Raw genomic sequence first — 20,106 nt, forward strand, 5'->3', positions numbered from 1 at the left:
GTATAGCAATGATCAGACTGCTTATCTTCGCCATTCTCGTCCTGGCTCTCGGCTATGGTTTCTCCTGGCTCGCGGATCGTCCCGGCGATCTCTCGCTGGTCTGGGAAGGTCAGCTTTACCAGACGAAGCTGATCGTCGCCGCCGCGATCCTGATTGCGATCGTGGCCGCCGTGATGATCGTCTGGTGGTTCGTGCGGCTGATCTGGACGTCGCCGCACTCCGTCACCCGCTATTTCCGCGCCCGCAAGCGTGACCGCGGCTATCAGGCGCTCTCAACAGGCCTCATCGCCGCCGGCGCGGGCAATGCCTTGCTCGCCCGCAAGATGGCGGCCCGCACCCGTGGCCTCATCCGCGCCGATCAGGAGCCGCTCATAAACCTGCTTGAGGCTCAGGCCGCCTTGATCGAAGGCAAACATGACGAGGCCCGTCAAAAATTCGAGCAGATGGCCAATGATCCGGAAACGCGCGAACTCGGCCTGCGCGGCCTCTATCTCGAAGCCAAGCGCCTCGGGGCGCATGAAGCGGCGCGGCAATATGCCGAGAAGGCGGCCGACCAGGCGCCCTACCTGCCCTGGGCGGCACAGGCGACGCTGGAATATCGCAGCCAAGCCGGCCGCTGGGACGATGCCATCAAGCTGCTCGACCAGCAGAAGGTTGCCCATGTCGTCGACAAGGCCACGGCCAACCGTCAACGCGCCGTCCTGCTGACGGCGCGAGCCGACGAGAAATTGGAAAGCGATCCCGTCGGCGCGCGTGACGATGCGCTGGCGGCACTGAAGCTCGTGGACGATTTCGTGCCCGCAGCGCTGATCGCCGCCAAGGCCCTGTTCCGTGAAGACAAGGTGCGCAAGGCTGCCTCCATCCTCGAGCAGGTCTGGAAAGCGCAGCCGCATCCCGAAATCGGCAGAGCCTATGTACGAGCCCGCAGCGGCGATTCCGTTCTTGATCGCCTGAAACGCGCCGAACGGCTGGAGGCGATCCGCCCGAACAATGTCGAAGCCCTGCTGTTGACCGCAAAGGCGGCGATGGACGCGGGCGATTTTGGCAAGGCTCGCGCCAAGGCCGGAGCCGCCGCACGGATCAATGCGCGCGAAGGTGCCTTCCTGCTTCTCGCCGATATCGAAGAGGCCGAAACCGGCGATCAGGGCCGTATTCGCCATTGGATGGCGCAGGCGCTGCGCGCCCCGCGCGATCCGGCCTGGGTCGCCGATGGTTTCGTCTCGGAAAAATGGCTGCCGCTGTCGCCGGTCACCGGCCGCCTCGACGCCTTCGAATGGAAGGCGCCGTTCGGCCAGATCGAAGGTCCGGTCGAAGAGGGTTCGACGGTCTCCGTCGATGCGGCGCTGAAGTCGTTGCCGCCGGTGCGCGAGACGGCTCGCGCAACCGCAGCGGAGACGCCGAATTCACCAAAAGTTGCATCGCCAGCCAGCGATGCCTATGTCATGGAGTTGGAACCCGCCGTTGAAAAGTCGGCGCCGAACGCACCCGACGCAGCACCAAAACCGGTGCAGCAGGATGCGGAGCCCCGGCCCTTCTTCGGTGGCGCGCCTGATGACCCGGGCGTGAAAGATCATAAACTTGAACCGGAACCCAAGACACGGCTCAAATTGTTTTAAAGCAATTCCGGCAAAAGCGCGCAGCGGATTTGCGTCTGGAATTCGGGAAGACAAAAAGATGGAGCATGGTGCCCCAAGAACCCTGCTCGGCCCGTTTTGAGAATGGAGACGCATGTTCGAACGCTTTCAGGAATTCCTTCATAACCTGACCCAAGACCATCCCAGATCCGGCTTCGCCCCCGACGACCCGCGTGTCGCCGTGGCGGCTCTCTGCATCCAGGTGATGGAGGCGGACGGCAAGATCGAGAACAGCGAGAAGAAGCGGCTGCGCAAGCTGTTGAAGGAACAATATGGGCTTGATGGCCGCAAGCTCGATCAGCTGATCGCGGCCGGCGAGGAAGCGGAAAGCGAAGCGGTCGACTATTATCGCTTCACCTCGGACCTGAAGCGCCATCTTGACAGCTCGCAGCGGCTCGAACTGCTCGGCATCCTCTGGGATATCGTCTATGCCGACGGCGAGCGCAGCGAGATGGAAGATCATGCCATCTGGCGGATCGCCGACCTCATGGGCATCTCCGATCGCGAGCGCATCATGAAACGCCAGGAAGCCGCTGCACGCGCGCCCGGTTTCAGGGTGGAGACGGGCAATGATGATTGAAGCGCCGAAGAGCGCCGGGCGCCCGATATTGATCGTCCTGCATCAGGAGCGCTCCAGCCCGGGCCGCGTCGGCCAGATGCTGCTGGAGAAGGGCTTCGATCTCGATATACGCCGCCCGGTCCTCGGCGACCCCCTGCCCTCGACACTGGAGGCTCATGCCGGCGCCGTGGTCTTCGGCGGCCCGATGAGCGCCAACGACCCCGACGACTTCATCAAGGCCGAGACCGACTGGCTGAAGGTACCGCTTAAGGAAAACCGCCCCTATCTCGGCATCTGCCTCGGCGCGCAGCTGCTCGCCCGCCATCTCGGCGCCAAGGTGAAGGCGCGCGATGACGGCAAGACCGAGATCGGCTGGTATCCGTTGCAGCCGACGGAAAAGGGGCGCCTGCTGATGCGCTGGCCGCAGATGGTCTACCATTTCCATCGCGAGGGCTTCGAGCTGCCGCACGGCGCCGACCTCCTGGCAACGGCGGAGACCTACCCCAATCAGGCTTATCGCTACGGCGCCAATGCCTGGGGCTTGCAATTCCATGCCGAGCTCACCCGCGCCATGATGCAGCGCTGGGTCGTGCATGGCGAACATCGCTTCTGCATGCCGAACGCCCAGCAGGGCCGCGAGCATCTCGAAGGCCGCATGATCTTCGACGCGGCGCTGAAGGCCTGGCTGTCAGAATTCCTCAATCTCGTTTTCGAGGGCAAGCAGGCGATGGCGGCCTAAAGGTCTTCGCCTGACGAAAGCACGCGGCCGAATTCATCGATCGCCCCACGGATGGCAGACGCATATTGCTGGAGCTTCTCCGCATCGGCCATAAGGGCATCCCTGACGCCTCTCGGAATCTCAAGCTGCACCCCAACCTGCCTCTGGCCGCGATTGCAGATATTGCCGGCCGAAGCTCCCGCGAGCGCCTCCCCCTTCTTTCTCGCAACGGCAGCAAATCCGTCGCGGCGAAGCGCCTCTACGATCAGGTTGCGGAGCGATGTGTCCAGCCCGCCGATCCAGCTTGACTCCGGATCCTCCCGGTCCGCCCGACCATGAATGGCGATGACGATCGCTGAATTGGCAACCATATCGTTTGCAATCGGCTCATCGAAATTTTCGGAAGTGACGTGCAACTCATGATGGAGCCGCGCCGGATCGAGCCCTTCGAAGCGGTAAAGCGAAAACCTCCCATTCGCGATCGCCAGCGCTATCTCGGATGTGGCAGGTTCGATGAAGCCGGCATGCGGAGCGATAACCGCGACGGGTGATGATCGGCTCTCCACGCGGACGCGATAATCGACGCCTTCGGTCTCACGTTCGCGAAGCGCCGAAAACGAATTGTATCGATCCGGCAACCTCGCCATTACGCACTCCTCAAACCGCCTGCGGCTCGCCGTTGCGATCCGGTGCGTTAAGACTGTCGATCCTGCGAAGCTGCGGGAAACCCGTCGCCCAGAGGATGGCAACTGTAAGCGTGCCCAAACCTCCGATGACGACGGCGGGGATCGCGCCGAAATAATGTGCCATGGTGCCGGCGCGGAATTCGCCAAGCTCGTTCGACGCGCCGACGAAGACCATGTTGACGGCATTGACGCGGCCACGGACATGATCCGGCGTCCAAAGCGTGATGAGGGTTTCGCGCACATAGACGGAAATCAGGTCGGAAGCGCCCATGACGGCGAGAGCCGCTATCGACAGCCACGGCGTCTGCGAGATGCCGAAGACCAGCGTGCCCATGCCAAACATGGCAACCCCGGCAAACATGCAGATGCCGGCGCGGTTCCGGATAGGATAAGTCGCCAGAAACAGGCCCATGGCGATTGCGCCGAAGCTTGGCGCAGCGCGCAGCATGCCGAGGCCCCAGGGCCCAAGTGTCAGGATATCGCGCGCATAGATCGGCATCAGCGCGACCGCGCCGCCGAGCAGCACGGCGAAAAGATCGAGCGAGACGGCACCCAGCACCACTTTTTCCGACCAGATGAAACGGAAACCGGCAAGCATCTCGTTAAGGCTACGCCGCTCATGCGCGGTGCGCTGCTGTGGCTTGGGGATCAGGAAGGTCAGCACCGAACCGGCCGCAAAGAAAAACACGGCCACGGAATAGGCGACATTGGCACCGATGCCGTAAAGCAGGCCACCGGCCACGGGGCCAAGGATGGCGGCGGCATCCCACGACATCGAGTTCCAGGTGATGGCATTCGTCAGATCCTCGGGCGGGATCAGGTTGGGCGCCAGCGATTGCATGGCCGGTGTCATGAAGGCGCGCTCGATGCCGAAGACCGTGAGGATCAGAAATACCGGCAGCGGCGCGAAGGTGCCCGATATGGTCAGAAACAGCAGCGCAGCGGTGCAGAGAGTGCCGACGAAAATGCAGATCGCGGAAATCAGGCGCCTGTTGTAACGGTCCGCAGCCGTGCCCGTCACCAGGATCAGCAGCAGCGACGGCAGGAACTGCACCAGACCGATCAGACCGAGATAGATCGGCTGGCCGGTGTGCTCATACATCTGCCAGCCGACGGAGACGCTGACGACCTGCGTGGCAAAGGCCGTCAAAAACCGCGCGAAGAAGAAATAGGCATAGGCAATGTGCCTGAAGGCGGCAAACCGGTCTCCGCTGGCAGAGAACGACATGGGACGAGACTTTCCGATGGGGCCGCTGGCGCCAAGGCTGGCCTTTTAGACATGATTCAACATGCTTCGGAGCATGGGACTTGCCCGTTTAGTCGCCAATGTCTACATGTCTGTCAACCGCGAATTGGAGACGGACATGCTCGCCTTATTTCAAACCATTGATCTGGCTTTGAATCTTTATACCTGGATATTGATCGCCAGCGCCATCTTTTCCTGGCTCTATGCTTTCAACGTCATCAATTCGAGCAATCAATTCGTCAGCTCCGTCGGCAACTTCCTTTATGCGGTCACGGAACCTGCCCTGCGGCCGATCCGCCGCATCCTGCCGGATCTCGGCGGCATCGACATTTCGCCGGTCATCCTGCTCTTGATCATCTTCTTCATCCGCTCGCTGATGTGGAATTCGATCGTCCCCATGTTCCTGCGGTGAACAAGGCCTGGCAGGCCTTTCCGGATCACGTCAGGCTTTCCGTACGGCTCACGCCCAATGGCGGGCGTGACGCGATCGACGGGCTCGAAACCGTAAGCGACGGCGAATGCTATCTGAAGGCGCGTGTTTCAGTGGCGCCAGAAAAGGGCAAGGCCAATAAGGCCCTGATCGCCCTGCTTTCAAAAAGCCTCGGCCTTCCCAAATCCACGCTTAGCATCATCAGCGGCGACACGGCGCGCAAAAAAATCCTCCGGATCGAGGGCGAGCCGGAGGATTTGATGGAGAAATTAAACCTTATTACGAAAGGCTGATCAGGCCTTTTCCTTCTTGGCGCGGGCGATGGCTTCGATGATCAGTTCGCCGGCTTCCTTGGAGCCGCCCCAGCCAAAGATCTTCACCCACTTGCCGGGCTCGAGATCCTTGTAGTGCTCGAAGAAGTGCTCGATCTGCTTCAGCGTGATCTCCGGCAGGTCGGTATATTCCTTGACCTTTTCGTAGCGCAGCGTCAGCTTCGGCGAGGGAACGGCAATGATCTTCTCGTCCTTGCCGGAATTGTCTTCCATCTTCAGCACGCCGATCGGGCGAACATTGATGACGCAGCCCGGGACCAGCGGACGGGTGCTGGCGATCAGAACGTCGATCGGGTCGCCGTCTTCGGAGAGCGTGTGCGGGACAAAGCCGTAATTGCCCGGATAGGTCATCGGCGTGTAGAGGAAACGGTCGACGACCAGCGTGCCGGCCTCCTTGTCCATTTCGTACTTGATCGGATGACCGCCGACCGGCACTTCAACGATGACGTTGACGTCTTCGGGCGGGTTCTTGCCAATGGAAATCGCGTCGATACGCATGCTTGTCCCCTAGATAAGGATGGTTGCCGCCAGCCAAATAATAGGATTCATCCCGCAACGCAACAACGCATCGGGAAACAGGCGGATTTACTGCATGATTCCCGAAATCGGAATCGATTTAGGGATGGAATCATACAGCAGATTTAGAACGCGACAGCACCGCTCAGGGCCAGACGAAGCCGATCTTGCGCAGCTGCCTGTGATCGAAGGTTTCGATGCCCTCGCAAAAATCCGCGCCGCCCTGCCCGCGATAGAAGCGGTAGGCATTCTCGTTCTCCTCAAGGCACCAGACGACCAGTCCCTTGCAGCCGAGCGACTTCAACAGCCGACGAGCCTCGCCGAAGAGCATGCGCCCGAGGCCGAGGCCCTGATATTGCGGACGCAGGTAGAGTTCGTAGATCTCGCCTTCCTGCGGCAGCGCGCGGGCGCGATTGAGGCCGAGCGTGGCATAGCCCGCGATCTCGCCTGCAACATCCAGAACCAGCAGCGTTGCCGGACCACTGGTCGCCTTGCGCCACCAGGCTTCGCCGCGACGCTCGATCATCTGGCCGAGGGCACGATGGGGAATGACGCCGGCATAGGTGTACTGCCAGGATTGGCGGTGCACCTCCGAAATGGCCCGGGCATCATCGGGTTCTGCCCGCCGAACATCAATCGACAACGTCTTCATAACGTCTACTCTGATCTTACCAACGCAAATTAACCATCCTCATTCATAAAGATGGCGGACTTGCCCACAGGCTTTATCCGTGGATCATTAACAAAAATTAACGACTTTTTAACCTTTTGGACAAGGGCTCAAAAACCGAACATGCAATTAAAAACCCCGGCACAAAGGCCGGGGTCGAATGCATCGCTCGGTTAGGATGATCAGGCCAGACGGGCCTTCTCGTAACGCTTGCGCTCGTTCGGATCGAGATACATCTTGCGGAGGCGGATCGACTTCGGCGTCACTTCCACCAGCTCGTCGTCCTGAATCCAGGAAAGCGCACGGTCGAGCGTCATGCGGATCGGCGGCGTCAGCTTCACGGCTTCATCCTTGCCTGCAGCGCGGATGTTGGTGAGCTTCTTGCCCTTCAGAACGTTGACTTCGAGATCGTTGTCGCGCGAGTGAATGCCGATGATCATGCCGGCATAGACCTTCTCGCCGGCGTCGATGATCATCGGGCCGCGGTCTTCGAGGTTGAACAGGGCGTAAGCCACGGCTTCGCCGGCTTCGTTGGCAAGCAGAACGCCGTTAACACGGCCGCCGATCTCGCCCTTGTACGGCTGGTAGTCATGGAACAGACGGTTCATGACGGCCGTGCCGCGCGTGTCGGTCAGAAGTTCCGACTGATAGCCGATGAGGCCGCGCGTCGGCGCCAGGAAGACGAGCCGAACGCGGTTGCCGCCCGAAGGACGCAGCTCGGACATTTCAGCCTTACGCTCGGACATCTTCTGCACGACGATACCGGAATGCTCTTCATCGACGTCGATGACGACTTCTTCGATCGGCTCGAGCAGCTGGCCGCTCTCATCCTTGTGCATGACGACGCGCGGACGCGACACGGCAAGCTCGAAGCCTTCGCGGCGCATGGTTTCGATGAGGACTGCGAGCTGCAATTCGCCGCGGCCGGACACGTAGAACGAATCCTTGCCTTCAGCTTCTTCGATCTTCAGCGCAACGTTGCCTTCGGCTTCCTTGAAGAGGCGGTCGCGGATGACGCGCGAGGTGACCTTGTCGCCTTCGGTGCCTGCATAGGGGCTATCGTTGACGATGAAGGACATGGTGACGGTCGGCGGGTCGATCGGCTGCGCGACCAGCGGCTCGCTGACCTGCGGATCGCAGAAGGTATCGGCGACCGTGCCCTTGGAAAGGCCGGCGATGGCGACGATGTCACCTGCCTGCGCTTCTTCGATCGGCTGGCGCTCGATGCCACGGAAGGCGAGGATCTTGGAGATACGGCCGGTTTCGATGAGGTTGCCGTCGGCGCCCAGAACCTTGACGGCCTGGTTCGGCTTGATCGAGCCGGAATGGATGCGGCCAGTGATGATGCGGCCGAGGAAAGGATTGGCTTCCAGGATCGTGCCGATCATGCGGAACGGACCTTCGCCGACGGTCGGCTCGGGAACATGCTTGACGACCAGATCGAGAAGCGGGCCGAGGCCTTCTTCCTTCGGACCCTCAGGCGAATAGTTCATCCAGCCGTTACGGCCGGAACCGTAGAGGATCGGGAAGTCGAGCTGCTCGTCGGTGGCGTCGAGATTGGCGAAGAGGTCGAAGACTTCGTTGATGACTTCGTCTGCACGGGCGTCCGGGCGGTCGATCTTGTTGATCGCAACGATCGGACGCAGGCCGACCTTCAGCGCCTTGCCCACGACGAACTTCGTCTGCGGCATCGGGCCTTCGGCAGCGTCGACGAGAACGATCGCGCCATCCACCATCGAGAGAATACGCTCGACTTCACCGCCAAAGTCGGCGTGGCCGGGGGTGTCGACGATGTTGATGCGCGTATCCTTCCAGACGACAGAGGTCGCCTTGGCAAGAATGGTGATCCCGCGCTCCTTTTCCAGGTCGTTGGAGTCCATGACGCGTTCTGCAACGCGCTGGTTCTCACGGAACGAGCCGGACTGCTTCAAAAGCTCGTCGACGAGGGTGGTTTTCCCATGGTCAACGTGCGCGATGATCGCGATGTTGCGAAGTGCCATATGTTTTAATCTCTGAGGCTGGGGCGCAGTGTTTTGTAAACACGCCAATTGCATTTGGCGCGCTCATACCCTTTTTTTCGCGAATGCGAAAGGGGGGAGGCAAGAAAGGAGCTGAATGCCGGCTTTTCGTGCCTCACGCCTCAGTCTTCCACGCCTGGACAGCCGAGCTCTCTTCTGGCGCGTCGCCAATTCAGATGCACACGATCGCCTCGATCGGAATTTGCACAGCTCCGTCAAGCAGCATGCTTCAGTAAGAACGCGTCGTGATTGACCAGGAAAGCTTTGAGGCGCTCGGCATAGTCATGCGTCACCGCGTCTCGCACGCTTTGCCGCGACGCCAGCTCCGTGCGCCATGCCTTGACACGCGGGAGCCCGTCAAAAACGCCCGTCGATGTGATGGTGTCGAACACATCGAAGTAACGGAAGATCGGCGCAAAAACTGCATCGACCAGGCTGAACGCCTCTCCGGCAAAAAAGGGACCGTTTCTCAATTCCGCCTCGACCCGAGTAAATTTCTCGATCAGCGCTTTGCGCTTGGCCTCATAGGTTTCTTTGTCCTTGGCGGTCTCGAATCCCCATAAGTCTGAAAGGATGGAAGAACCGAACTCCATCCAGCCGCGATGCCGCGCACGCGCCAGCGGATCGGCCGGGTGGAGCCGAGCACCGGATTGGGTTTCCTCGAGATATTCGCAGATCACAGCGCTCTCGAACAAAACCGTTTCCACTCCATCGTCCTGTCGCACGATCAGGAGAGGCACTTTGCCAAGCGGAGAAATGGCAAGAAACCAGTCGGGCTTTGCTGATAGATCGACATAGCGGACTTCAAATGGCACGGCCTTTTCAGCAAGCGTGATGGCGGCTCGCTGGACGTAGGGGCAAAGGTAATGGCTGACAAGCACCGGTTTTGCGTCGGACATGATCAAATCTCCCGGGTCTTCGTTCAAGATAGATGTAATTGCATCTATATCCAGACTTGCAAGCTCGGTCAACATAGATGTAATTGCATCCATGTCCGATTGTTCAGATGCCCCCGCTTCAAAGCCCTCTTCCGCCATCACGCGAGCATGGGTGCGCCTCATGCGCGCGCAGCAAATCACCCTCGCGGCAATCGAGCAGGACTTGAAGGCGGCCGGCCTGCCGCCACTCAGCTGGTACGACGTACTATGGGAGCTGACGCAGGCCACAGAAGGGAAGTTGCGGCCCTATGAGATCGAGGAGCGCACGCTTCTCGCCCAGCATAACCTATCGCGCCTACTCGACCGAATGGAAAAGGCCGGTCTTGTTCATCGTGAGATATTTTCCGAGGACGGCCGAGGCCGCTGGGTCGTTATCACCGAGGCAGGAAGTGCGATGCGCAGCCGCATGTGGGCAGCCTATGCCCCGGCACTTCAACGCCATGTGGGTGATAAGCTGGACGATGCACAGGCCGGCCAACTGGCTGAGCTGTTGGCTTTGCTTTCGCGCAAATCCTGATTGCCCGATAAAGATCGGCTCAGTCGCCAAAGCTTACTTTTGGCGACTGACTTTTGTTACGTACCGACGCAAAGATCAGGCTGCCAGCCCCTTCTTCTTCAACATCGCATCCGGGCTCGGCAATTTGCCACGGAAAGCCTTGTAGGTCTCTTCCGGGTCGATCGAGCCGCCGACGGAATAGATGTTGCCTTTGAGTTTTGCCGCCATATCGGCGTTGAAGGCATCGCCCGTTTCCTCAAAAGCGGCGAAGGCATCGGCGTCGAGCACTTCGGACCACATGTAGGAATAGTAGCCGGCCGAATAGCCGTCACCGGCAAACACATGCTGGAAGTGCGGCGTCGCATGGCGCATGACGATCGATTTCGGCATGCCGATCTCGGCCAGAACCTCCGCCTGCAGGCCCATCGGATCCTCAACCGCACCGCGGGTATGGAAGGCCATGTCGACCAGAGCCGAGGAGGTGAATTCGACCGTATTGAAGCCGGCATTGAAGGTGCGCGCCGCCAGAACCTTGTCGAGCAGTGCCTGCGGAATCGGGGCGCCGGTCTCATAATGCACGGCATATTCCTTTAGGATGGCAGGCACGGTGAGCCAATGCTCGTAAAGCTGCGACGGCAGTTCGACGAAATCGCGGGAAACACCGGTGCCCGAAACCGAGGGATAGGTGACGTTCGAAAGCATGCCGTGCAGCGCATGGCCAAATTCGTGGAACAGCGTGCGGGCATCGTCGAGCGACAGCAGCGCCGGCCGGCCTTCCGCTGGCTTGGCGAAGTTGCAGACGTTGTAGATGATCGGCAACTCGCCGACCTTGCCGTTCTTCAGCGGCAGCTTGTGCTGCGACTGGAACGAGCTCATCCAGGCGCCGGAGCGCTTGGAACCGCGGGCGAAGTAATCCCCGAGAAACAGCGCGACGAGCTTGTCGGAGCGATCCCGGATCTCGAAGACGCGCACATCGGGATGATAGGCGGGAATGCCCTTCTGCTCGATGGCTTTGATGCCAAACAGGCGGCCGGCGACATCGAAGCAGGCAGCGATGATCTTTTCGAGCTGCAGATAGGGCTTCAATTCGGTTTCGGAGAAATCGAACTTCCGCGTCCGGATCTTCTCGGCATAGTGCCGCCAGTCCCAGGGCATGACCTCGTGGTTGCGGCCCTCCTCGGCGATCAGTGCCGCAATATCCCTTTCTTCCTCTACCGCGCGTGCTGCCGCCTTGCCCCACACGGTCATCAGGAGATCGTTCACCGCATCAGGCGTCTTCGCCATGGTGTTGTCGAGCTTGAGTTCGGCGAAATTGGCATAGCCAAGCAGCTTCGCCTTCTCTGCTCTCAGTGCCAGAGTCTCGCGAATGATCTCACGATTGTCGGTCTTGCCGCCATTGGCGCCACGCGCCACCCAGGCGTTGAAGGCCTGCTCGCGCAGATCACGGCGCTCGGACGAGGTGAGGAACGGTTCGATGATCGAGCGCGACAGGGTGACGGCATATTTGCCCTCCTCGCCGCGTTCGCGCGCAGCCGCCGCCATCGCCTCGCGCAGATAGTCGGGAAGGCCGGCGAGATCGGCCTCCTCCGACAAGAGCAGCGCCCAGCTCTTTTCATCCGCCAATACGTTCTGTCCGAATTGCGCCCCGAGGCCGGCAAGCTTCTCGTTGATGGCAGACAGCCGCTCCTGCTCGGCCTTCGGCAGCTTGGCACCGGCCTTGACGAAACCCTTCCAGTGCCGTTCCAGCACGCGGGTTTCCTCGAGCGTCAACCCAAGGGCCTCGCGGCCCTCCCAAAGCGCATCGAGGCGGGCAAAGAGTGCCGCATTGGTGCCGATCTTCGAATAATGCCGCGCCATCTTTGGTGCGATCTCGCGCTCCAGCGCCTGGATGGTCTCGTTGGTATGAGCGCCGGCCTTGTTCCAGAACAGCGCCGAAATGCGCGAGAGTTCATCGCCGGCGATTTCGAGCGCCGTTACCGTGTTGGCGAAGGTCGGCGCTTCGCTGTTGCCAGCAATCGCATCGATCTCGGCTTCATGCGATGCAAGCGCCGCATCGAAGGCAGGTGCAAAATCCGTATCCTTCACCGCATCGAAACGCGGCAGCCCCTGATGTCCGGTCCATTCGGTGAGCGCAGGATTGACGGCGGTTTGGGAAGACATGCGAGGCATCCTTTCGACAGACATCTGATCGAAGCACGATATAAGGCTGCTCCCGCCGAATTGGTATGGCGGGGGAGCGAACAAATTGAACGAGGACGGTCAGGCTTTGCGCCAGCCGAGCAGACCGGGCGTGGCATGCCAGAGCGCCTGCGCCGCAAAGCCCATGAAGAGGACGCCGGAGCAGCGCACGATCAACCGTTCATGCGCGCGATAAAAGCGCCGAACAGCGCCTGCTCCGATGATGCTGATAAGAATAATGTCGGCCGTTATGAAACCTGCAAAGGAAACCGCCAGCAGCAGCGGCAGGGCGCTGAAGGTCAGCGCGCCGGCAGAGCCCGCGACAAGCGCCGTGAAGGTCGCCAGTGCAACGGGATATCCCTTCGGATTGGTGACGCCGAAAATCAGCCCACGACGGAAGGGCCGCTCGACGTTGACGAGCGATTTGCCGTCGTCCTTCGGCTTGGCGGTCACCGCGCTCCAGCCGATCCAGGCGAGGTAGAAACCGCATAGCAATCCCAGCAGATCGAAGACGAAGGTGCCGATGGTCTTTGCGCCGACGATGGCGACCAATGCAAGCGTGGACCAGACAGATCACCAAACAGATGGCCGCTGACGAAGAATGCACCGGCCCTGCGCCCCTGTCCTGCACCGATGCCGAGCAGCGCCAGGAATGCAGGACCGGGAATGAGCACATAGAAAAGCGCGGCCAGAAAAGCGCCGACAACAAGCGATTGCGTCATGATGGATGGTTCCCGCTGTTAATCGCGCGAGAGTAGCAATCTGCTCAACCCGGTCAAGCAGCAGCGCGTTTTCGGACAGAAGTCGTTGTGTTCATAGGACGAAGTCAATAAGAACGTTGTGGGGCCTAAAAACTAAGAGCGTAGGTAGGGAAGCGCTTATGAGCAGCAGGATTAATACGGATTCACTTGCCTTTCTTGTGACCGACTGCGCCCGACTGATCAGGGCGGCCTTCGAGCGACGTATTCTTGTCGCCGGGCTCGGACTGACGGCGGGCGAAGCGCGGACGCTGATGCAGGTGGCTGCCATCAATGGTAGTCGCCAGCTTGACATCGCCTCCCGGATGGGGCTGGAGCCGATGACGGTCAGCGCCTTTCTGGACAAGCTGCAGGCGCGCGGCTTGATCGAACGCCAACCTGACCCGCTCGATCGTCGCGCCAAGCGGATCGTGCTTTCGGAATCCGCCGACGCCAAGCTGAAGCAGATCGACAGGGAAATCTGCGAAGTCGAGCGTAACGCGACGCAAGGCTTCGACAATGACCTTCAAGTTCAGCTGCATGACGCACTCTGCGCCTTTCGCGGCAATCTGCAGAAGGCCGAAGCACCTGCCGAAGTCGAACGTGAATTGAGGCCGGTCGATTAATTTCAGCCGCCACTTTCCACATAAGAAAGCCCGCCTCCGGCAACCGGAAGCGGGCCTTTCAGCATCTGGAAATGTCGATTATTTCGACAGGTTGCGCTTGGCGAGCGTGCGCAGGCGCAGCGCGTTCAACTTGATGAAGCCAGCCGCATCCTTCTGGTCATAGGCGCCCTGGTCGTCCTCGAAAGTGACGAGCTTGTCGGAATAGAGCGACTTCGGGCTTTCGCGGCCGATGACCATGACATTGCCCTTGTAGAGCTTCAGTGTCACTTCGCCTTCGACGTGCTCCTGGCTCTTGTCGATGAGAGCCTGCAGCATTTCGCGCTCCGGCGAGAACCAGAAGCCGTAATAGATCAGCTCGGCATAGCGGGGCATCAGCTCGTCCTTGAGGTGCGCAGCACCGCGGTCGAGCGTGATGGATTCGATGGCGCGGTGGGCTGCGAGCAGGATCGTGCCGCCGGGGGTCTCGTAGACGCCGCGCGACTTCATGCCAACGAAACGGTTCTCGACCAGATCGAGACGGCCGATGCCGTTGTCGCGGCCGTACTCATTCAGCTTCGCAAGCAAGCTCGCCGGGCTCAGGCGTTCGCCATTGATCGAAACGGCATCGCCCTTTTCGAAGCCGACCTTGATGATCGTCGCCTTGTCGGGAGCGGCTTCCGGCGAGATCGTGCGCATATGCACATATTCAGGCGCTTCCTGGGCCGGATCTTCCAGAACCTTGCCTTCGGAAGAGGAGTGCAGCAGGTTGGCATCGACGGAGAAAGGCGCCTCGCCCTTCTTGTCCTTGGCGACCGGGATCTGGTGCTTCTCGGCGAATTCGAGCAGGTCGGTGCGGCTCTTGAACGACCAGTCGCGCCAGGGAGCGATGATCTTGATGTCCGGGTTCAGCGCATAGGCCGAAAGCTCGAAACGAACCTGGTCATTGCCCTTGCCGGTCGCGCCATGCGCGATGGCATCGGCGCCGGTCTTCCTTGCGATCTCGATCAGATGCTTGGAGATCAGCGGACGGGCGATCGAGGTGCCGAGCAGGTAGACGCCTTCATAGACGGCATTGGCGCGGAACATCGGGAAGACGAAATCGCGCACGAATTCCTCGCGCACGTCCTCGATATAGATTTCCTTGATGCCGAGCATTTCGGCCTTCTTGCGCGCCGGCTCCAGCTCTTCGCCCTGGCCGAGATCGGCGGTGAAGGTGACGACTTCGGCGCCAAGCTCCGTCTGCAGCCACTTCAGGATAATCGAGGTGTCGAGACCGCCGGAATAGGCGAGAACGACTTTCTTCACGTCTTTATGTGATGCCATGATGAGTTCCGTTTCAAGGCGGACCAGGGGAAAGGCCCGCAAACCTGTATCGCCGAACTTTTAGCGAGATTATCGTGAGGCGCAAGGGGAAGCGCTGCAACGGCGGCTTAAGCGGTTTGACTTGCCTCCCGAAAGTACCATATTCGGCGGCGACCGAACAATGCCTGAGGAGGGCGCCGCTCGTGACCGATATTCAAGACATTTTCAAGAAACCCAATGTTGCCGTTATCACCGGAGGCGCTTCCGGCATCGGCTTCGCCGCAGCGAAATATTTCGCCTCGCTTGGCATGAGCGTCGTCATCGCAGATCTCGGCGGCGATCGCCTGGCCGAGGCGAGTGCTGAACTCAAGACGATCACAGGCGAAGAGCATGTCATGGCCATCGAGACCGATGTCGCGAGCAAAGACTCGCTGGAAGCGCTGGAACGCGCCGTCCTGCAACGCTTCGGCCGCGTACACGTGCTGATGAACAATGCCGGCATCGGTCCGGAGACCTCGATCTTCAGCGCCCAGGCCGGCTGGGATGCCATCCTTGGCGTCAACCTGCTCGGCGTCATCAACGGCACGCGCACCTTCGGACCCGGCATGCTGGCCCATGGTGAACCCGGCCTCATCATCAACACCGGCTCGAAGCAGGGCATCACCACGCCTCCCGGCAACCCCGCCTACAATGTCTCGAAGGCCGGCGTGAAAGTCTTCACCGAGGCGCTACAGCACGAGTTGCGCAATACGGAAGGCGCGAAGATATCGGCTCACCTCCTCATTCCGGGCTTCGTCTTCACCGGCCTTACCAAGGGCGAGCGCAGGGAAAAACCCGCCGGCGCCTGGACGCCGGAGCAGACTATCGATTTCATGGTGGAAAGCCTGAAACGCGGCGATTTCTATATTCTCTGCCCCGACAACGACGTGGCCAGACCTGTCGATGAACGCCGCATGCTCTGGGCCGCCGGCGATATCGTCGAGAACCGCCCGCCGCTGTCGCGCTGGCACCCCGACTATGCCGATCAATTCAAGGCCTTCCTCGAAAAGAAGGATTGATTTGCAAGTCGCCGAAAGCCGGATAAGAGAAAACGCACCCCATCCGGCTTTTGGAGCATCCCATGGACTTCATACCCAGCCTGCCGACTCTTCTTGCCTTTTCCGCCGCGAGCCTTCTGCTGGCGATGACGCCCGGCCCTGACATGACGCTGTCAATCAGCCGTGCGCTGGCGCAGGGCAAGAAGGCGGCGCTCTTCGTCGTGCTCGGCACCACGCTCGGTGTTGTCGTCCATACCTGCCTCGTAGCCTTCGGCATCTCCGCGCTGATCACCGCCTCGCCTGTCGCCTTTACCGTCCTGAAGACCGGCGGTGCCGCCTATCTGCTCTGGCTCGCCATCCAGGCGATCCGTTTCGGCTCCAGCCTGTCGGTGAAGAAGGTCGACTCCGTGAGCGGAACGCCATTCGCCAACATTTCGAACGGCTTCTGGGTCAATCTCCTGAACCCCAAGGTCATCATCTTTTTCATGACCTTTCTTCCGCAATTCGTCACCGCCGGCGATCCTGCCGTCACACACAAGCTGCTCTTCCTGGGCCTCTTCTTCATCGTCATCGGCATGCCGGTGAACGCGCTCGTCGTTCTCGCCGCCGATGGCCTATCGTCCTGGCTGCAAAGGAACCGTGGCGTAATGCGCGGCCTCGACTACGCCTTTGCCGGCGTTTTCTCGATCTTCGCGGTGAAGATCTTCTTCACTCAGGCTCGTTGAAAGTGGACCATTGGCCGGCAAACCGGCCGGCGATCCACCAATAGACGGTGGCGCTTGCAGCGCCGAGGAAGGCAAAGCAGACGGCGATAGTGATCAGATTGAGCGTCTGCGGCCGCTCCATACCGCCCGAAATCAGGACGGACGCGACCGCCGACAAGGTCGCGCCGAAAATTGCATAGCCATACCACCGACGCATGCCGCGCCATTCGAGAATGGGAATGACCACCAAGGACGGCAGGATACTGACGATCATCGCGACCTTGGTCAGAGCAATGGTCATGACGAAAAGCTCCGGCGCGGCAGTCTCCGGCACGGTCCATGCAGCAACGCAGGCCAGCACGAAGCCCATCAGAGCGCAAGCGGCGACATAGCCCCAAAGGAGGCGTATCGGCTTGCGCAGTCCAAGGAGCATCGATCTCAATCCTCGCCGTGATTGGCGATCATCATGGCCTCGAAGGCGAGCCGCTCGGTCTTGCGCATGCGCTCGGATTCCGACTTCAGCTGACCGCAGGCGGCGAGAATGTCCCGGCCCCGCGGCGTGCGGATCGGCGAGGCATAGCCGGCCGAATTGATGAAGTCGGCGAACTTTTCGATCTGCTCCCAATCGGAACACTGATAATTCGTGCCCGGCCAGGGGTTGAACGGGATCAAATTGATCTTGGCCGGAATGCCCTTCAGGAGCTGGATCAACCCCTTGGCATCCTCGAGGCTGTCGTTGACGCCCTTCAGCATCACATATTCGAAGGTGATGCGCCGCGCATTCGACAGACCGGGATAGGCACGGCAGGCGTCCATCAGCTCTTTCAGCGGATATTTCTTGTTGATCGGCACCAGCATGTCGCGCAGGTCATCGCGTACGGCATGCAGCGAGATTGCCAGCATGACGCCGATCTCGTCGCCGGTGCGATAGATTTCCGGCACGACACCCGAGGTCGAAAGCGTGATGCGGCGTTTGGAGAGCGACAGGCCATCGCCGTCGGAGGCAATCAGCAGCGCCGTTTTCACACTGTCAAAATTATAGAGCGGCTCGCCCATGCCCATCATGACGATATTGCTGACCTTACGGCCCTCGGCCGGCATGATCGTGCCTTGCGGCGCTTCGCGGTCCGGGAAATCGCCGAGACGATCGCGCGCCAGAAGCAGCTGCGACAGGATCTCTTCCGCCGTCAGGTTGCGCACCAGGCGCTGCGTTCCGGTATGACAGAAGGAACAGGTGAGCGAACAGCCGACCTGGCTGGAAATGCAGAGCGTGCCGCGACCTTCCTCCGGAATATAGACAGCCTCGATCTCGACGGGACGCCCTGCCCCGCGCGGCGGAAAGCGCAGCAGCCATTTGCGGGTGCCGTCATTGGAGACCTGCTCCTCGACGATTTCCGGCCGCGCGATGGTGAAATGCGTCTTCAGCATCTCCCGCATGTCCTTCGACACATTGGCCATGGCATCGAAATCGGAGACGCCGCGCACGTAGATCCAGTTCCAGAGCTGGCTGACGCGCATCTTGATCTGCTTGTCGGCGACACCCTTTTCCTTGAGCGCCGCAGCCATTTCTTCGCGCGTCATGCCGATGAGCGACGGCTTCGGCGCAAGCTCGACGGGCTGCGACACGGGCATCGGCTTGAGCCTGGAGGGGGTTATGACATCGGTTGCGGACATAGGATCATTCCAACGGTTCACATCGGCGATGCCGCAAAAGCTGACGCAAGCTGCGGATGCGGGCAAGGCACGGAAATCTGAAGATTCATGCGGTGGCGGGGCAATCTATCTGCCGCACACCTATCGTTGGCGCGGCCTTTAGCATTAATTTCCGCCCGCGTCATCCCTTTACCTCGAAAGCATGAGACCAGCCTTCAAAAGCAAAAGGCCGGTCAGTAATGGCCGGCCTCATCCTTACGGTCACGGCGACGGGAAGATCACATTCGCGTGATCTCTCGGCCTTCGAACTATTTGCAGTTTTCGATCTGCTTCAGCGCAGCGCTGACACCCTTCAGCGAATAGGTGTAGGAAGTCGCGGTACCCTTCTTCGAGGTCGCGGAAACCTTCAGCGAATGTCCGGACTTCAGTGCGGCAACCAATGCCGGCTCCTGCGCGGCGTTTTCAACCCACGCGGCCTTCTCCTTGGTGAACATGACGAAGGTCTTGTTGTCGATGGTCACATTGACCTTGGAGTTGTCCTTGAGGGGGTACCCCATCATCGCTTGCGGCTCATACGAGATGTTCTGGCCCGGGCGCTGCGACACGATGAAGAAATTGTCGCCATGATCGATGCCGGTTGCCGGCGCCTTGGCCGTCGGCACGGAAAGAACGTAGCAAACCTTGCCGCCGGCGGACTGGTAAGAGTAAGCGCCCCAGGCGTCGAACTGCTGAATGCGCGTCGGAGCTGCCGGCGATGCCGCCGCTGCCGCTGGTGCCTGCTGCGTCTGCTTCTGCTTCTTGGTCTGCGCGGACGCGATGCCGGTTCCGGCCAGAACGAGCGAGAGGGCGATTGCGAAGCTTTTTACAAACATGGTTTCCTGCCGATTTCTTGCGGTCCAGAGCTCATGGCGAATCGTTTGACGCACGCCTATGCTCGTGAGCTGCCTTATTTTGACTTTATTCAGGTTACCAAACCGTCAACGAAGAGCCGCCCGCCACTGGCTCCGTGTCATTTCAACCCAGGTATCGCACGAAGCTTGAAAGGCACAAGAAGGAATTGGAAAACCCGGATGGTGGAGTACCACCCAACAGATTCGATTTAAGACAGAAAGATTCAGGCAAGAATTTGACCTCGCTAAAATCAGGTCCCCCTCATAAAGCTCTGGAAAACTGAGAAGATTCGAACCGGTCAGGAAAAGCCGCCATTATGCCGTCTTCATGGCCTCAGGCTCGTTCTGCAGAGCCCGGTCGGCGGCATCATAATGCTCCTGGCGGATATGCCCCCTGATCATGCTGAACGCGAGCGTCAGCACCGCAACGTCGTCGGAATAGCCGATGACGGCAAAGAAATCGGGAATGATATCGACGGGCATGACGAAATAGCCGAGCGCCCCCAGCAATATGCCACGAACACGGGTCGGCGTCTGCGGGTCGAGCGCGCAATAGAATGCGGCCACGACATCGCGTGAAAACGGGATATGGCGAGCCGCCTTCCGCAAGGTCGGCCAGAATTTTCTGCGCACCGATTTCTCCTGCTCTTTTTGGGTCTCTTCGTCACCAGGCATCAGGATTTCCCCGTACTTGATGTCATCCATTCCATTCACCTCAATCGAGGCCCGTCGGCCGGACCGTGTAAACATATGGTGA

General features: G+C 60.1%; 21 protein-coding genes and 1 pseudogene. 9 read left to right on the plus strand and 13 right to left on the minus strand.

The features are described 5' to 3' along the window. The first annotated feature begins 8 nt into the window (after window positions 1-8). The 3 genes from ACK83U_RS14415 to ACK83U_RS14425 all read left to right on the plus strand — a co-directional run bounded on the left by ACK83U_RS14415 (window position 9) and on the right by ACK83U_RS14425 (window position 2,932). A complete protein-coding gene (locus ACK83U_RS14415; RefSeq protein WP_112607843.1) occupies window positions 9-1,616 on the plus strand; it encodes a heme biosynthesis protein HemY in 1,608 nt (535 codons plus the stop codon). Window positions 1,617-1,728: 112 nt separating this feature from the next. Then, a complete protein-coding gene (locus ACK83U_RS14420; protein WP_015341429.1) occupies window positions 1,729-2,214 on the plus strand; it encodes a TerB family tellurite resistance protein in 486 nt (161 codons plus the stop codon). After that, window positions 2,207-2,932: a glutamine amidotransferase gene (locus ACK83U_RS14425; protein WP_112607961.1), complete on the plus strand. Its 726-nt coding sequence runs from the start codon at window positions 2,207-2,209 to the stop codon at window positions 2,930-2,932. Before ACK83U_RS14420 ends, ACK83U_RS14425 begins: the two co-directional genes overlap by 8 nt. On the opposite strand, the gene ACK83U_RS14430 is transcribed toward ACK83U_RS14425, so the two are convergent. Both ACK83U_RS14430 and ACK83U_RS14435 read right to left on the minus strand, forming a co-directional pair. Next, complete coding sequence (locus tag ACK83U_RS14430) at window positions 2,929-3,558, minus strand: poly-gamma-glutamate hydrolase family protein (protein ID WP_112607845.1); 630 nt, start codon at window positions 3,556-3,558, stop codon at window positions 2,929-2,931. The two genes, ACK83U_RS14425 and ACK83U_RS14430, sit on opposite strands and share 4 nt — an antisense overlap. Window positions 3,559-3,568: 10 nt before the next feature. Beyond that, window positions 3,569-4,825, minus strand: coding sequence for an MFS transporter (locus ACK83U_RS14435; protein WP_112607847.1), 1,257 nt, complete (start codon window positions 4,823-4,825; stop codon window positions 3,569-3,571). Window positions 4,826-4,931: 106 nt separating this feature from the next. Here ACK83U_RS14435 and ACK83U_RS14440 point away from each other — a divergent pair, with 106 nt between their 5' ends. Further along, the gene (locus ACK83U_RS14440) at window positions 4,932-5,255 is read left to right on the plus strand and encodes a YggT family protein (protein ID WP_085999183.1); all 324 of its coding nucleotides are present in this window, start codon (window positions 4,932-4,934) and stop codon (window positions 5,253-5,255) included. Next, window positions 5,252-5,566 (plus strand): DUF167 domain-containing protein, encoded by a 315-nt coding sequence (locus ACK83U_RS14445; RefSeq protein WP_015341434.1) that lies wholly within the window; start codon window positions 5,252-5,254, stop codon window positions 5,564-5,566. Before ACK83U_RS14440 ends, ACK83U_RS14445 begins: the two co-directional genes overlap by 4 nt. Here the strand turns inward: ACK83U_RS14445 and ppa are convergent, their stop codons facing one another. From ppa to ACK83U_RS14465, 4 genes are all read right to left on the minus strand, one after another. Further along, complete coding sequence (gene ppa, locus ACK83U_RS14450; RefSeq protein ID WP_015341435.1) at window positions 5,567-6,103, minus strand: inorganic diphosphatase; 537 nt, start codon at window positions 6,101-6,103, stop codon at window positions 5,567-5,569. It lies immediately after the preceding gene. Window positions 6,104-6,266: 163 nt separating this feature from the next. Next, window positions 6,267-6,773, minus strand: coding sequence for a GNAT family N-acetyltransferase (locus ACK83U_RS14455; RefSeq protein WP_112607849.1), 507 nt, complete (start codon window positions 6,771-6,773; stop codon window positions 6,267-6,269). A gap of 200 nt (window positions 6,774-6,973) precedes the next feature. After that, a complete protein-coding gene (gene typA / locus ACK83U_RS14460; protein WP_112336343.1) occupies window positions 6,974-8,791 on the minus strand; it encodes a translational GTPase TypA in 1,818 nt (605 codons plus the stop codon). A 233-nt stretch (window positions 8,792-9,024) separates the two neighbouring features. Continuing rightward, window positions 9,025-9,708, minus strand: coding sequence for a glutathione S-transferase family protein (locus tag ACK83U_RS14465; protein WP_112607851.1), 684 nt, complete (start codon window positions 9,706-9,708; stop codon window positions 9,025-9,027). 91 nt (window positions 9,709-9,799) lie between these two features. Between ACK83U_RS14465 and ACK83U_RS14470 the strand changes: the two genes are divergently transcribed. Continuing rightward, on the plus strand, window positions 9,800-10,264 hold the full coding sequence (locus tag ACK83U_RS14470; protein ID WP_112607963.1) for a MarR family winged helix-turn-helix transcriptional regulator: 465 nt from the start codon (window positions 9,800-9,802) through the stop codon (window positions 10,262-10,264). A 75-nt stretch (window positions 10,265-10,339) separates the two neighbouring features. Here ACK83U_RS14470 and ACK83U_RS14475 read toward each other — a convergent pair whose 3' ends face one another. After that, window positions 10,340-12,403, minus strand: coding sequence for a M3 family metallopeptidase (locus ACK83U_RS14475; RefSeq protein ID WP_112607965.1), 2,064 nt, complete (start codon window positions 12,401-12,403; stop codon window positions 10,340-10,342). A gap of 99 nt (window positions 12,404-12,502) precedes the next feature. Beyond that, window positions 12,503-13,143, minus strand: a pseudogene (locus ACK83U_RS14480) (LysE family translocator). Between the two features lie 158 nt (window positions 13,144-13,301). Between ACK83U_RS14480 and ACK83U_RS14485 the strand changes: the two are divergent. Next, on the plus strand, window positions 13,302-13,784 hold the full coding sequence (locus ACK83U_RS14485; RefSeq protein WP_015341442.1) for a MarR family winged helix-turn-helix transcriptional regulator: 483 nt from the start codon (window positions 13,302-13,304) through the stop codon (window positions 13,782-13,784). Window positions 13,785-13,862: 78 nt separating this feature from the next. Here ACK83U_RS14485 and ACK83U_RS14490 read toward each other — a convergent pair whose 3' ends face one another. Next, the gene (locus tag ACK83U_RS14490; protein WP_112336500.1) at window positions 13,863-15,086 is read right to left on the minus strand and encodes an argininosuccinate synthase; all 1,224 of its coding nucleotides are present in this window, start codon (window positions 15,084-15,086) and stop codon (window positions 13,863-13,865) included. Window positions 15,087-15,268: 182 nt separating this feature from the next. Here ACK83U_RS14490 and ACK83U_RS14495 point away from each other — a divergent pair, with 182 nt between their 5' ends. Further along, window positions 15,269-16,123: an SDR family NAD(P)-dependent oxidoreductase gene (locus ACK83U_RS14495; RefSeq protein WP_112607855.1), complete on the plus strand. Its 855-nt coding sequence runs from the start codon at window positions 15,269-15,271 to the stop codon at window positions 16,121-16,123. 62 nt (window positions 16,124-16,185) lie between these two features. After that, window positions 16,186-16,827, plus strand: coding sequence for a LysE family translocator (locus ACK83U_RS14500; RefSeq protein WP_112607857.1), 642 nt, complete (start codon window positions 16,186-16,188; stop codon window positions 16,825-16,827). Here the strand turns inward: ACK83U_RS14500 and ACK83U_RS14505 are convergent. From ACK83U_RS14505 to ACK83U_RS14520, 4 genes are all read right to left on the minus strand, one after another. Beyond that, window positions 16,811-17,239 (minus strand): hypothetical protein, encoded by a 429-nt coding sequence (locus ACK83U_RS14505; protein WP_112607859.1) that lies wholly within the window; start codon window positions 17,237-17,239, stop codon window positions 16,811-16,813. The genes ACK83U_RS14500 and ACK83U_RS14505 overlap by 17 nt on opposite strands. A 5-nt stretch (window positions 17,240-17,244) precedes the next feature. Then, complete coding sequence (gene rlmN / locus ACK83U_RS14510) at window positions 17,245-18,480, minus strand: 23S rRNA (adenine(2503)-C(2))-methyltransferase RlmN (RefSeq protein ID WP_112607861.1); 1,236 nt, start codon at window positions 18,478-18,480, stop codon at window positions 17,245-17,247. A 287-nt stretch (window positions 18,481-18,767) separates the two neighbouring features. Next, window positions 18,768-19,331, minus strand: a complete 564-nt coding sequence (locus ACK83U_RS14515) for an invasion associated locus B family protein (RefSeq protein ID WP_112336334.1) — start codon at window positions 19,329-19,331, stop codon at window positions 18,768-18,770. A gap of 333 nt (window positions 19,332-19,664) precedes the next feature. After that, entirely contained in the window at window positions 19,665-20,054 is a 390-nt protein-coding gene (locus ACK83U_RS14520; RefSeq protein WP_112336333.1) for a YkvA family protein, read from the minus strand. Between the last annotated feature and the right edge of the window lie 52 nt (window positions 20,055-20,106).

The organism is Rhizobium sp. WW22, from assembly GCF_047041135.1.
GTDB lineage: Bacteria > Pseudomonadota > Alphaproteobacteria > Rhizobiales > Rhizobiaceae > Rhizobium.